This window comes from Erwinia persicina, assembly GCF_014838825.1.
Lineage (GTDB): Bacteria > Pseudomonadota > Gammaproteobacteria > Enterobacterales > Enterobacteriaceae > Erwinia > Erwinia persicina_A.
In genome coordinates this window covers 22,043-35,615 of the sequence record NZ_JACYMO010000016.1, presented here as the reverse complement: position 1 = coordinate 35,615, position 13,573 = coordinate 22,043, and the positions used below count along the sequence as shown (strand labels likewise).

At 55.2% G+C, this 13,573-nt stretch carries 12 protein-coding genes and 5 tRNA genes; 1 reads left to right on the top strand and 16 read right to left on the bottom strand.

Going from position 1 to position 13,573, the window contains the following annotated elements:
- Nucleotides 1–532: 532 nt before the first annotated feature.
- Entirely contained in the window at nt 533–1,147 is a 615-nt protein-coding gene (locus IFU29_RS21515; protein WP_191935696.1) for a TetR/AcrR family transcriptional regulator, read from the bottom strand.
- Between the two features lie 80 nt (nt 1,148–1,227).
- Between IFU29_RS21515 and IFU29_RS21510 the strand changes: the two genes are divergently transcribed.
- Nucleotides 1,228–1,803, top strand: coding sequence for an NAD(P)H-dependent oxidoreductase (locus tag IFU29_RS21510; RefSeq protein ID WP_191935695.1), 576 nt, complete (start codon nt 1,228–1,230; stop codon nt 1,801–1,803).
- A gap of 83 nt (nt 1,804–1,886) precedes the next feature.
- Here the strand turns inward: IFU29_RS21510 and IFU29_RS21505 are convergent.
- From IFU29_RS21505 to wecA, 15 genes are all read right to left on the bottom strand, one after another.
- Nucleotides 1,887–1,963, bottom strand: a tRNA-Pro gene (locus IFU29_RS21505).
- 94 nt (nt 1,964–2,057) lie between these two features.
- Nucleotides 2,058–2,134, bottom strand: a tRNA-Pro gene (locus IFU29_RS21500).
- A 26-nt stretch (nt 2,135–2,160) separates the two neighbouring features.
- Nucleotides 2,161–2,247, bottom strand: a tRNA-Leu gene (locus IFU29_RS21495).
- 28 nt (nt 2,248–2,275) lie between these two features.
- Nucleotides 2,276–2,351 (bottom strand) — tRNA-His (locus IFU29_RS21490).
- 83 nt (nt 2,352–2,434) lie between these two features.
- Nucleotides 2,435–2,511, bottom strand: a tRNA-Arg gene (locus tag IFU29_RS21485).
- 179 nt (nt 2,512–2,690) lie between these two features.
- Complete coding sequence (wecG, locus tag IFU29_RS21480; RefSeq protein ID WP_191935694.1) at nt 2,691–3,431, bottom strand: lipopolysaccharide N-acetylmannosaminouronosyltransferase; 741 nt, start codon at nt 3,429–3,431, stop codon at nt 2,691–2,693.
- A gap of 34 nt (nt 3,432–3,465) precedes the next feature.
- Nucleotides 3,466–4,812 carry an ECA oligosaccharide polymerase gene (gene wzyE, locus IFU29_RS21475; RefSeq protein ID WP_191935693.1) on the bottom strand — a complete coding sequence of 449 codons (1,347 nt, stop codon included), beginning with the start codon at nt 4,810–4,812 and terminating at the stop codon, nt 3,466–3,468.
- The gene (locus IFU29_RS21470) at nt 4,809–5,885 is read right to left on the bottom strand and encodes a TDP-N-acetylfucosamine:lipid II N-acetylfucosaminyltransferase (RefSeq protein WP_191935692.1); all 1,077 of its coding nucleotides are present in this window, start codon (nt 5,883–5,885) and stop codon (nt 4,809–4,811) included. The genes wzyE and IFU29_RS21470 overlap by 4 nt, the downstream gene beginning before the upstream one ends.
- Nucleotides 5,882–7,132 (bottom strand): lipid III flippase WzxE, encoded by a 1,251-nt coding sequence (gene wzxE / locus IFU29_RS21465; RefSeq protein ID WP_191935691.1) that lies wholly within the window; start codon nt 7,130–7,132, stop codon nt 5,882–5,884. Before wzxE ends, IFU29_RS21470 begins: the two co-directional genes overlap by 4 nt.
- Before the next feature lies 1 nt (nt 7,133).
- On the bottom strand, nt 7,134–8,264 hold the full coding sequence (gene rffA, locus IFU29_RS21460) for a dTDP-4-amino-4,6-dideoxygalactose transaminase (protein ID WP_191935690.1): 1,131 nt from the start codon (nt 8,262–8,264) through the stop codon (nt 7,134–7,136).
- A complete protein-coding gene (rffC, locus tag IFU29_RS21455; RefSeq protein ID WP_342214503.1) occupies nt 8,261–8,956 on the bottom strand; it encodes a dTDP-4-amino-4,6-dideoxy-D-galactose acyltransferase in 696 nt (231 codons plus the stop codon). The genes rffA and rffC overlap by 4 nt, the downstream gene beginning before the upstream one ends.
- Nucleotides 8,956–10,218, bottom strand: a complete 1,263-nt coding sequence (gene wecC, locus IFU29_RS21450) for a UDP-N-acetyl-D-mannosamine dehydrogenase (protein WP_191935688.1) — start codon at nt 10,216–10,218, stop codon at nt 8,956–8,958. The genes rffC and wecC overlap by 1 nt, the downstream gene beginning before the upstream one ends.
- Nucleotides 10,215–11,345, bottom strand: coding sequence for a non-hydrolyzing UDP-N-acetylglucosamine 2-epimerase (gene wecB / locus IFU29_RS21445; RefSeq protein WP_191935687.1), 1,131 nt, complete (start codon nt 11,343–11,345; stop codon nt 10,215–10,217). Before wecB ends, wecC begins: the two co-directional genes overlap by 4 nt.
- 51 nt (nt 11,346–11,396) lie before the next feature.
- Nucleotides 11,397–12,425, bottom strand: a complete 1,029-nt coding sequence (gene wzzE, locus IFU29_RS21440; protein ID WP_062749083.1) for an ECA polysaccharide chain length modulation protein — start codon at nt 12,423–12,425, stop codon at nt 11,397–11,399.
- Between the two features lie 30 nt (nt 12,426–12,455).
- Nucleotides 12,456–13,559 carry a UDP-N-acetylglucosamine--undecaprenyl-phosphate N-acetylglucosaminephosphotransferase gene (gene wecA, locus IFU29_RS21435; protein ID WP_191935686.1) on the bottom strand — a complete coding sequence of 368 codons (1,104 nt, stop codon included), beginning with the start codon at nt 13,557–13,559 and terminating at the stop codon, nt 12,456–12,458.
- Between the last annotated feature and the right edge of the window lie 14 nt (nt 13,560–13,573).

Sequence of the window (13,573 nt, the reverse complement as noted above, 5' to 3'; positions counted from 1 at the left end):
GCGAGAATCCCCGGGAGCTGACACCGGTCAGTGACCGGGGTGAGCACGCGCAGCCAACGCATCTGCAGCGCGAAAGATGACGGGCATCAGGGCAAAAAAAAACACCTGCCATAAGACAGGTGTAAATTTTCAGGTCGGCTAAGACAACCGGGTGGTACCTGACTCAACGTATTGCCCGATAATCCAATAAGACGTTAGCGATATTGGCTGGATGGACAACAGGTACCGTAAATTGGCTCTGCGTCATTCCCAGGTTTATGAAGCTTACGCAAACATAAGAGGTGGAATGAGCATCTACAGGGATATTCTTGCATAAGGCATGCCAGAACGCTATCAAACCGGTGTAATTACCGCTATGCCATTAATTTTTTTATGATTAATCTTTTTTCATTGCCGTGAGCCGCCTGCATCACTGTTACCTCACCCCGACACCCGGGCAGGAGATCCGTCTCCTGCTGGAGACACATTGACGGGAATTAATAAAAAATTATATTAATCAACATGTTAAGTGTCTCTGAATAACGACAACGTGTTATACCGCTCGCCGACTGCGTTCCACCAGCGCCATAATCACCGAATACAGTTCGTCCTGCGCCTGCCGGAGGCTAATTTCATCACGCGTGGCGGCATAGGATAACGACTCCGCTGCGCCCAGCATCGCCCAGAGCCCGGCATTCGTCAGCTCCCCGCCCTCACTGAAAGGCGACAATATTCCTCGACACTTCTCGATAAACGCGACCTCATAAGCCCGTTTGATCTTCTCCAGCTCTGGCGAACCTATCAGTGCAGCGATAACCCCGGGGATCTCCCGCCCCTGAAGCTGAACGCACTCCACGTAGGACTGAGCAATTACGGCGGCTCTGGCTGAGAGCGTCGCTTCACTTTTTGCCAGGGCCGCATCAAACAGGGCGTTCTGCCGCGCATCGAATTCCTGGTATAACACCGCAAACAGTCCCGATCTTGTGCCGAAGTGATCGTAGACCACCGGCTTGGTGACATCGGACTGTGCCGCCAGCCTGCCCAAGGTTAATGCCTCCGTTCCCTCATCGCGAATGAGCTGCCACGCCGTATCAATAAGCTGCTGATAGCGTGCTTCACGCGATAAACGCCGGCGCGGAAGCGGAGAAGAGTCATTGCTGATTGACATGCTTATATACCAAAGGTAAGTTACTAACAGTATATTAGCGTAACGTTTCTCTCTTTAACCTGCAAGCCGGAGTCTTGACGATGCCCACACTTATTGTTGTTTCTCACCCTGACCGCCAGTCACTGACACACCATATTGCCGCGCAGCTGGCGGAGGGCATTGCGGCCTCAGGCAGCCATGTTGATATTGCCGATCTGGCTGCAGAAGGTTTTGACCCCCGTTTTACGCAGCATGATATTGCGGCCTTCCGTCAGCAGGGGCCGGTTTCACAGGAGATCGTTGCAGAGCAGGCGAGGATAGACCGTGCCGATACACTGATCCTGGTTTATCCGGTGTACTGGTGGTCAATGCCTGCTCAGCTCAAAGGCTGGATTGACCGGGTATTTACCCATGGCTGGGCGTATGAAGACAGTGAAGGAGGACTGGTAAAAAAATTACAGCGTCTGAAGGTTCATCTGGTGGCGCTGGGCGCTGGGGACATGCGTACTTACGCCCGCCACGGTTACTTTGCCGCGATGAGAACGCAGATTGATCACGGTATCTTCGATTTCTGCGGTGCGGAGGTCGTCACGTCTGAACTGCTGCTGCAAACGCCGGGAGAAGCGCTCAGCGCTGAGGTGCAAAATGTGAAGCAACGTATAATGAGAAGGATGTAATGCTCAGATACGGGGTGAGCGAGACAACAGGTCACCCCGTACAGACGAAAAAAAACCTGCTTTTTCAAGCAGGTTTCTTAAATTGGTCGGCGAGAGAGGATTCGAACCTCCGACCCACTGGTCCCAAACCAGTTGCGCTACCAAGCTGCGCTACTCGCCGAATACTGCTTTAATGCCACTACTTTTCTTTATTTTTATCGCTTAAAGCGCTCAGGCTTCAGGCAAAAACCCCGCAACAGCAGAGCTTTCTAAATTGGTCGGCGAGAGAGGATTCGAACCTCCGACCCACTGGTCCCAAACCAGTTGCGCTACCAAGCTGCGCTACTCGCCGAATACTGCTTTACTGCTTAGATTTTGTGGTGCGAAGAGAGGGACTTGAACCCTCACGTCCGTTAAGACACTAACACCTGAAGCTAGCGCGTCTACCAATTCCGCCACCTTCGCATACAACAAAACCTGATACTAAAAAGTCTGGGGTGGCTAATGGGACTCGAACCCACGACAACTGGAATCACAATCCAGGGCTCTACCAACTGAGCTATAGCCACCATACCTGACTTCTTTACTGCTTCTTTCTACTACAAACTAACGCGGTAAATGTTACCACCGCCGCTCATGCGCACAAAAATCATGGTGCGCCCGACAGGATTCGAACCTGAGACCTCTGCCTCCGGAGGGCAGCGCTCTATCCAGCTGAGCTACGGGCGCGTAGCGCCGTTGCGGATGTGCATACTACGGAGGACAGCCCTGACTGTCCAGTGCTTTTTGCACAAATAAACGCGTTTGATTACGCTTTGTGCATTCCGTCTAAAGTCGCAGCGTTTTTCGCCCTTTTCACCGTAATGCACCGCACAAAACGACCTTCACTGACAGAAAAAACGTGCTGATTAAAGATCGCCGCGCCAGTGATATTTAAGGTATTTCAGCAGTCTGAGCTGGCGCTTAAGGCGGGTAGGCTGTGAAATCAGGCGATACAGCCACTCCAGACCCATTCGCTGCCATATCTTAGGCGCACGTTTCACCTGTCCGGTAAATACGTCGTAGGTACCCCCCACTCCCATATACAGTGCATCAGGGTAGCGGGCTTTACAGTCCCGCATCAAAATCTCCTGGCGCGGTGACCCCATCGCGACCGTCACCAGTTTAGCCCCACTTTCCCGGATCCGCGTAAACAGCGCTTCACGCTGGTCCGGTGTGAAGAAACCATCCTGAGATCCGACAATATTCACATTCCACAAACGACGTAGCTTATCCATCGTCTGCGCAAGCACGGCGGGTTGCCCACCGATGAGAAACACCGGGGTGCCCTCACGGCCGGCACGTTCCATCAGCGCTTCCCACAGGTCGGCACCAGCAATGCGTGAAACGTTGGCCTGCGGGTACTTTTTACGGATTGAGCGCACAATGCTGATGCCATCGGCGTATTTATACTCGGCGGCATCAATCAACTGATAAACCGCTGCATCGGCTTCCGCCGTCAGCACCTTCTCTGCGTTAATTGCCACCAGCGTGCCGGTTTTCAGTTCACCCTGCTGATTAAGGTAATCAACAAATTGTGCCATATCACTAAAGCCTGACAGCGAGATTCCGCGGATCTGATAGTGCGGCACGTCTACAGAGACAGTCATGGAAATTCCTTTAAAGCAAAACGCATATCAAGCGTTATGGCTGAATCGACAGTGAGCGGGCAGGCGCACGGGCACGTACCAGCCCGGCAGTATCAAGCAGCCAGTAGAGCAACTTCGCCAGCACAACGCAGAACGCAAAGATCACACAGAAGAACACCACGCGGGAGGCAAAAGCATCCAGCCCCTCTCGCGCCAGCACAATCATGTTAAATACCGCCCCAAAACAGAAACTTTGCAGGATGGCGGCTTTATAGCGGTTCGGCTCCTGCTGACCTTTTTCATACAGCCAGTCGAACCACTTGATAATTAACCCGACGGCTACTGCCCCCAGTGGTATAAACAGCGCCCCCCCCATCACCACCAGTGAACCGATGAGCGTGGGAGAGATGGCCAGCCCGGAGTGGTTATCCAGCACATCCCATGTAAAGTAGTTGGCACTGTTCAGAACGATGGAAGGCCGCCCGTGCCATAACCAGCTCGGGATAAATACGTAAAAGTCACGCCAGATGGGTGCCAGTCCCTGAAAATCAATTTTGTCGTAATTTTGCAGCAGCAGGCCCAGATTCTCCCAGGGTGAAAAGGTATCGCGGGTGAGATACAGGAAGGTATAGAACGCTTCTGAGCCACTGACATCCAGGTTGTAACGTTTTAGCGCCAGCCAGAACATGCCGACAATCCCGCCGACACCGGCCAGCACCAGCATCCACAACGTGATCCAGCCGCGGATAATGCCAATAAACAGAAACAGGGCAAACGCGATAATAATATTGGCGCGCGTTCCACCCACGATCATGTAGGTCAGCAGGCCAAACGCGACGGTGCTGATCAGGAAAAGCAGCCAGCTGCGTTTATCCTGTTTCAGGAAGTAGATCACCAGCATGGCCGGGATAAAGAAGTAGAAGAAGCGTTTCAGTGCGACACCAGAAACATCCGCAGAGAAAATCTGGCTGTAGCTGTGCAGCTTAAACAACAGGAAACCATTGTGCAGGAAGAACACGCTGACGGTGCCCAGCGCCACCAGCGCCAGAAGCCCCCAGGTCAGATGCGCTTCAATACGATTGATGGTAAACACCGGGCGTGGCGGTGGGCGGTGAGGAGCTCTGAGCCGGGTTTTATAGCTGACGTAGTAAATCGCATAAAATCCTCCCGCTGAGAGCAGCGCCTGCAGCAGGTATTCCGGCGGTACCACCTCAACATCAAAGCCAAACACCAGCATGCAGGTGAGCGGAAAGCCGAAGAAAAAGGTGAGCAAAAACAACAAAGAGAAAAACACATTGAAGTTAAAACGCACGCGACGAAACTCACGCCAGGTCAGCGTCAGAATAAAACCACAACAGCACAGGTATACAACCAGCAGCCCGGCGAACTGTAATAGCGTCATGCGTTATCTCCTTCTACCAGACGCAATGCCTGCTGCCAGCCGCCCAGATAGCCCGGCTCAAAAAAGGCAATATGCGATTTATCCAGCAGCATCATCTGACGCCGCGCCTCACTGACCGTCGCTGCATTCAGGGGATCGCCGTCAAACAGCACCGGCACCTGCTGTTCTGTCAGATCCTGCCAGAACGGATTTTTGCGGTTCAGAACAAAAGGCACATTCGCCTGCAGCAGCAGGCAGAGCGTGCCAATACCCTGCTGACGTTCGAAAATAAAGTAGCCAAGGTGGCAGCGGCCGATCAACTTCAGATAGTCGCTGAAGGCCAGTTTTTCCGTCAGGAGCTCCACCACACCCGGCCGGAACAGGGCCATCGCCGCCTCCTGCACCTGCTGAATATACGCGTGGTTATTGGCCGGGTAACCTAACGGTATGACAACACGCACGTTATCACCAAATTGCTGATGGATAGCCTGAAGCGCAGGGATATGGCGGTTGCTGGCATCCCCGGAATTGCCGAGCAGGATAGTAAGCGGGCCTTGCGCCTCCTCGCTGATCTGCACATCTTGTGCCAGCCGCGTCGGGAAATAGAGCAGCGATGCCGGAACATCGGGATGCCGCTGGTGAAAGTGACTGATATCTCCCCGGGTAGCAAATACGTGCCCCACCCGCTTCTGCGCCTGACGCCGCAGCAGATAGAACAGGCGGAATTTCAGGCGGCTGGACTCTTCATACAGGTCAGCCCCCCAGATGTGCCAGTAAAACTGCTCACGCCTGAGTTTTCCCGACAGCAGTGCCAGCCACAAACGTGGGTTAAACTGGCCGTGAAAGAAGAAACGCGTATCACGCTGCCTCCTGCCGGTCGCTATCACCGCCTGCGCCAGTTCATTTTTTGTGGCGAACAGCCGGACAGCCAGCATCGGATGCTGTGCAGCCAGTGCAGACTGTCCACTCACCACCCAGAACTCACGTCGGGAAGATGACGGCATAACGTCGTGTAAAACCTGGTTAAAAAAGCCCAGCACCGTCGCATTATGATGCGGAATGTCTGCGCCTAAAAGATGAATTACTCTGGTCATACTCGTCTACGGTAAATAATAAAAACACCTGCACAGAGTGCAAAATAAGCGATATAGGTCGCCATATACGCCTGTGCCGCTCCGGCTGCACCGTGCAGCGGGATCAGCCAGCGGGAAAATCCGGTCAACAGGACAAACTGGCTCACTTCCGTCAGCACATAGAAACGTAATGAGGCTTTAGCAATCACCAGGTAGCCGAAAACGTAACACCCCACCTTAAGTACGTCACCGATTAACTGCCAGACGAACAGATCGCGCATGGCGGTAAATTCGTGGGAAAACAGCAGCCAGATGGCCACGTCCCGCAACAGCCAGACGGTAAAGCTCACCCCAGCCACCACCGGCAGTACAAACTTCAGGGCCTTGATAATCTCACGGGAAATATCCGCCTTGTGCTGCAGACGCGACAGGGTAGGCAACAGATATACGCTGAACGAGGCGGTGATAAACTGCAGATAGGCATCAGAGATACTGCTGACGCCCTGCCACAGGCCAACCTGCTCCCATCCTGCATGTTGCGCCAGCAGATTACGCATCATCATCCAGGCAACCGGCAGCGTCACCGCGGTGATCAGCGCCATCAGGGTAAACTTCCCCAGCAGGGTGACAAACTCAGGTCGCCATGCGGGTAACAGATAACGCATCGGCAGATGATCGCGACGCACCAGCAACAGGACTGCAGGCACGACCACCATCGCCGGCACCATCGCCAGCCCAATCAGCGCGCCACTGTAACCTCCCAGCTTATAGCAGACAAACCACGCAGCGACCCCCATCAGGCTGCCGATGATTAACGACAGTGCATTCCCTGCAGCATCGCGGAAGCCTTTCATGATCGCCAGCGCCAGGTTAGCCCAGGCGATCCCCATTTGCAGGAAGGCGACGAAGCGGATCACCTGCTGATAGCGATCGTGACCAAACAGTGCGTGGCTGATAGGCGCGGCAAACAGCAGGAACACTATCGCCAGCAGCAGGGAAAACCCCAGCACCATGGAAGACGCGGTGCCGGTGACGGCACGCAGTTGGCCAGGCTCCTGCTGATACTGCGCCACGTACTTGGTGACACCGTTAAATATTCCGGCCCCTGCCAGTACGCCCAGTACGGTAATCAGCTGGCGAAAATTCCCGGCCTGCCCAACACCGGCAGGCCCGTAGGTCACTGCCAGCAGCTTTACCACCAGTAAACCGGCGGCGATTTTTACCAGCGTGGAGACCGCTGTCCACACCGACGCTTTTGCCAGTGACATATCAGGAGAAATAGCTCAGTAGGGAGTTGATCACTGTTTTCTGATTGTTATCAGAGAGGTTATAGAAGAGCGGCAGACGCAGCAGGCGGTCACTTTCAGACTGGGTGAAATGATCCTCACCGTGGAAGCGGCCAAAGCGCTGACCCGCAGGCGAACTGTGCAGCGGAATATAGTGGAACACCGCCATGATCTCTGCCTCTTTCAGCCACGCAATCAGCGCGCTGCGATCGTCATGGTCCCGCAGCTTCAGATAAAACATGTGAGCATTGTGCTCACAGTCAGCGGGAACGCTGGCCAGCCCGATGCGCCCGCGTGCCGCTACCGGCTGCAGGGCATCAGCGTAGTTTTGCCACAGGCGCAAACGCTGCTGATTTATACGCTCTGCCGCCTCCAGCTGCGCCCAGAGGTACGCCGCCTGTAAATCGGCCATCAGGTAGCTGGAACCGATATCGCGCCAGGTATACTTATCCACCTGACCCCGGAAGAACTGGCTGCGGTTGGTGCCTTTCTCACGGATGATCTCGGCGCGCTCCACCAGCGTGGCGTCGTTAACCAGCGTCGCGCCGCCTTCACCGCCCGCAGTGTAGTTTTTGGTTTCATGGAAGCTGAAGCAGCCGATATGTCCGATGCTGCCAAGCGCCCGACCTTTATATGTCGACATCACGCCCTGCGCGGCATCTTCCACCACCCACAGCTGATGCTTTTTCGCCAGCGCCATAATGGCATCCATCTCACAGGCCACGCCTGCATAATGTACCGGCACAATGGCTTTGGTCCTGTCGGTGATCGCCGCTTCAATCAGGCGCTCATCAATGTTCATGGTGTCCGGCCGCACATCGACAAATATAATGGTTGCCCCACGCAGCACAAAGGCATTGGCGGTCGACACAAAGGTGTAGCTCGGCATAATGACTTCATCGCCGGGCTGAATATCGATCAGAATAGCCGCCATTTCCAGCGAGGCGGTACAGGACGGGGTCAGCAGAACTTTACGGCTAGCAAAGCGCTGCTCCATCCACTGCTGGCAGCGACGGGTAAACCCGCCATCGCCGCAGAGCTTACCGCTGCCCATCGCCGACTGCATATATTCAAGTTCAGTTCCCACCACCGGTGGCGCGTTAAACGGAATCATGGCGTTTCCCTGTATAACCAGTAGGCGGTGCGTTCAATCACGCCACCGCAGCGAAGATAGAGTCGCAGCGCGGCAATATTGCCCAGCTGTGTTGCGACATGAAGCCGTGTCAGTCGGCGTGCGCGGCACCAGTCGTTAGCCGCTGTCATCAGCCGCTGTCCAATACCCAGCCCCTGCGCGTCCGGCAAGACCGCCAGCAGGCCAATACGTGCCGTGCCATCACCGAGTTCACGCAGCGAGACAAAACCCTGCGGGGTGCCATTTTCATCAACCGCCAGCAGACACTGATGGTCAAATGTGCCGAGCACAGCATTTTCCACCCACTGCGCGTAAAAACGACCGCTGTCACCCGGCGCATACCAGGGCGCACGAAAACGGCTCCAGATAAAAGCCTCTTCAGCCGCCTGGCGCAGTGCAGGAATGTGCTCCGCGCGCGCAATACGGATACCGGACGGGCGTTCAACCGGGGTGATACCCAGAACACAGTCCGCCTCACCCTCTACCAGACGAAAACCGAGGGCCGTCAGGGCATCCAATTCTGCGCTCTGCTGCGCCAGCACTTTGACCTGCACCAGCCCATAGCTGTCGAGCAGACCAACATCCAGCGCCGTGTCGCCCTGCAGTTCAAGCAGTGCGCTGTGGCACCCAAAGAAGGCGTTCTCCCACACCAGGGGTTTAAGCGTCGCCTGCACTATCGCCAGACCCCTTTCGTATCCACAATCCATGACTGAGTGACGGCGGCAGGCTCGATGGCTTTAAACGCACGATGATCGACCAGCATCACCAGCACATCGGCCTGCTGTAATGCCTCCTCCAGCGCCACCAGCGTCACGCTGGCCTGCAATTTAGCGGGCAGCGTCTGCACGTTAGGCTCGACGACCAGCGTGGTGCCCTGATGCCAGTCGGCGATCAGACGCGTCACCTGGACGGCCGGGCTTTCACGTAAGTCATCAATATCAGGTTTAAACGCCAGACCGAAACAGGCAATTTTCAGCTCGCTGGCACGTTTGTTACTGTGCATCAGGCAATCCGCGACCTGGCGTTGCACCTGCTCCAGTACCCAGTGCGGTTTGCTGTCGTTCACTTCGCGCGCTGTACGGATCAACCTCGCCTGTACCGGGTTCTGTGCCACGATAAACCACGGGTCAACAGCGATGCAGTGGCCGCCAACGCCCGGCCCTGGCTGCAGGATATTCACACGGGGATGGCGATTTGCCAGACGAATCAGCTCCCAGACGTTGATCCCCTGGTCAGCCGCAATCAGTGACAACTCGTTGGCGAACGCAATATTGACATCGCGGAAGCTGTTTTCCGTGAGTTTGCACATTTCTGCCGTACGGGCATTAGTCACCACGCACTCGCCTTGCAGAAAGATGTTATAGAGATCGCAGGCACGCTGTGAACAGCGCGCCGTCATTCCGCCAATCACGCGATCGTTTTTAAACAGTTCAACCATAACCTGCCCGGGCAGGACTCGCTCCGGGCAGTAGGCGACCTGAATATCGGCCTGTTCCCCTGCCTGATGCGGGAAACTCAGATCCGCGCGGGCAGTCGCCAGCCAGGCCGCCATCTGTTCAGTGGCCCCCACTGGCGACGTTGATTCGAGGATGACCAGGTCCCCTTTTTTCAGCATCGGTGCAATGGATTCAGCAGCCGCCTGGACATACGTCATATCCGGCTGATGTTCACCTTTAAATGGCGTCGGTACGGCAATCAGCCAGGCATCAGCAGCCTCTGGCTGAGTTGCAGCGCGCAACCAGCCACCTTCAACCGCCGTTTTGACGACCCGATCAAGGTCGGGTTCGACAATGTGGATTTCACCACGGTTGATGGTTTCCACCGCGTGGGCATTAATATCAATGCCAATCACCTGCTTCTGGCATGAGGCGAAAGCGGCAGCGGTAGGCAGGCCGATATAGCCCAGCCCAATCACTGAAATGGTGTTGAAACTCATAAAGTTATCCGGTTATTTTTGAGGGCCTGCACAATACGCTGGCAGGCCAGTCCGTCACCGTAAGGATTATGAGCACGGCTCATGGTGTGCCATGCGTCCTCATCGGTCAGCAGACGGGTGACTTCGCTGACAATTTTCGCCCCATCAGTGCCCACCAGCCTGACGGTGCCGGCGGCAACAGCCTCCGGGCGTTCGGTAGCATCGCGCATTACCAGCACGGGTTTACCCAGTGAGGGAGCTTCTTCTTGAATGCCGCCGCTGTCCGTCAGGATCAGCCAGGCGCGATCCATCAGCCAGACAAACGGCAGGTACTCCTGCGGTTCGATCAGAATGATATTGTCGATGCCACGCAGAATGCGGTTCACTGGCTCGCTGACGTTAGGGTTGAGGTGCACCGGATAGACAATTTGCGTCTCCGGGTGCAGACGCGCAATTTCAGCCAGGGCGTTACAGATGCGTTCAAACCCGCCGCCGAAACTTTCCCGACGGTGCCCGGTGACAAGGATCAGTTTTTTAGTGGCATCCAGGAAAGGGTAACGAGCTGCAAGGCTGTTTCTCAGCGTCTCATCGCTGAGGACGCGATCGCGTACCCAGAACAGCGCATCGATCACCGTATTGCCCGTGACGAAAATGCGCCCGGCGGGCAGATTTTCGCGTAACAAATTCTGCTGTGAACTGGCGGTCGGCGTAAAATGATAGCTGGCAAGATGGCCTGTCAGCGTCCGGTTGGCTTCCTCCGGCCACGGGGACCAGAGATCGCCGGTGCGCAATCCTGCCTCCACATGCCCGACGGGAATACGGTGGTAGAAAGCCGCCAGGCTGGCAGCCAGCGTGGTGGTGGTGTCACCATGAACCAGCACAACATCCGGCGTGAAATCGGCAAACACCGTTTTCAGCCCTTCCAGAATGCGGCTGGTAATTTCGGTGAGCCCCTGCCCGGGCTGCATGATATTAAGATCGTAATCCGGCACGATAGAAAACAGATGCAGCACCTGATCGAGCATTTCCCGATGCTGGGCAGTCACGCAGAGGCGCGACTCAATATCGTCATCCTGCGCCAGCGCATGCACGAGCGGTGCCATTTTTATCGCTTCAGGGCGCGTGCCAAAAACCGTTAATACTTTCACCGTGACTCTCTTTAATTCGTAAGGGTTAAACCGCTTATTGCCGGGATGGCTTTAACGACGGGAACGGCGCACCAGCGCGGTTCCTGCTCCCAGCAGTACGCCCACAGCGCCCCACATAATCATCAACAATACCCGGCGCGGGCTGTCACGTTTTACCGGTTCTTCCGGGGTACGCAGGTACCGCCAGGTCTGGAATGACTTCACCAGGGTGGGCCCCACATTCAGGGTCGTTTGCATGGCACGGTTTTGGTCGTATTCCAGATCATAGGTTGGCCCCGTCGCACGCAGTGTTTCCAGCCGCGCCTGCAACATCGGTCTGCCCAGCAGGAAAAGTTCCGAATCGGGAAGCTGCTCAGAAGGTGTCTGGGTTTTTGACTGTTCGAAGCCCTGCTGTTGAGCAATCTTAAGCGCCTGCTCTATGCTGTTGACCTGACGGTCGTAGATGGCTTTTGCCACGGCTTCCTGACGCTTAACCTGCGCTTTTAACTGGATGCTGCGGGCTGCCCAGGCAGCAGTAAGCTCTTCATTCAGGTGCGTTGTCGCCCGTGCATTCGCAAAGGCGACGTACTGGCGAAGCAGCGTATTGGCATCGGATGACGTTTCGGCAATCAGCTTGACCGTATCGTTGAGGTTCTTCGCGCTGTCTGCTGGCTGGAACTGGATATTGGCAATCATTTCATCCAGCAGTGCCGCATCCTCACGGGCATTGCCGGTTTTGCGCTTCTGGTAATAGCTGGACTGTAGCCAGAAATCACGTCGTGTATCCCAGGCAAACAGCTGCATCATAAATTCCTGATACGCTTCATCCATCACCGTTGGGGGAGCCACGGTCAGGCTGCCAGCACGGATATCCAGATTATTCAAAAACTGCTGCTGAGAGTAGTATCCGGAAAGCATATTCACGGTGGGCCGATCGACGATGGCGGTCGTGCTCCACTGTGGCGTCACCAGTAACGAATAGATCCAGGCCAGCAGTGCGAACAGCGCACCTCCGGCGATAATCCACAGTTTGCCGCGCCATAGCGCGCAGCACAGGCCACGAATATCCAGTTCGTTATCTGCGGCGTCAGGATGGGTCATACATCGGTTTCCTTGTCGTCAGGGCATCTGTCAGTCAGTGGAAGATTTGCTGTCATTATTGTTATTTCGCAGACGGCGTTTAAACCGTTTAATCATTCGCGCCACGCGCCATGCACGTTTAATGCAGTAGCCGTAGAGCATAAAAGCCAGCAGGAACAGAACCAGCATGGCCCATTCCGGAACAAACGAGAGGTATTCACCCAGCACACCCACCATTGCCAGCAGTGCTGCCGCCGCCGTGATCAGCACAAAGGCCTGCCGCGAGGTAAAGCCTGCGCGCATGATCAGATGATGGATGTGCTGACGATCAGCAGAGAAGGGACTCATGCCTTTACTGAGACGGCGATACATAATCGCCACCATGTCCATGAGCGGGATCGCAATCAGCCACAGCGCAGTCACAGGCGTAATCGGATGACTTGGGCCCTGCGTCGCTTCCAGCAAGATCCAGATAATGGTAAAGCCAATCAGCGTACTGCCTGCATCGCCCATAAAGACTTTGTAACGACGCCCAAACATTCCCAGGTTAAGCAGGATATAAGGCACGATAACGGCAATCATGGTGAAGCACCACATGGCGAGGCTGTTCTGCCCGTCGAGCAGGAGGATCACCCCCATTGCCAGGAAGGTGACACAGGATAATCCGCCCAGCAGCCCATCAATCCCATCCACCATGTTAAAGGCATTAATGGCTGCCCATACGGCAAACAGCGTCAGCACATAGCCGAACGGGCCAACAACCAGCTCCCACGGGCCAAAAATATAGCCCAGACTTAACAGATAGAGCTTCGCCTTCATCATCATGACGACGGCGACACCCGCCTGCACCACCGCGCGGAATTTTACGCTGATGTCGTAACGGTCATCGAGTGCGCCCACCAGCACCAGGCAGCCCGCGCAGCCCAGATACAGCAAAGCATGGGGAATGTAAAAATTCGTTAATGCAAAAGCAAAGCAGCTACCGGCAAAAACGGAGATACCGCCAACCAGCGGAATCACTCCCTGATGGCGTTTGCGATAGTTGGGTTTATCAACCAGCCCAACTTTTTTAGCCGCTTTGCGTGCAAAGAAAAGAAACACCAACGAAAATAAAAAAGTCAGGCCAAGTTCCGTACTCATATTGAGTAAATTCACATTATCCAGCTCTC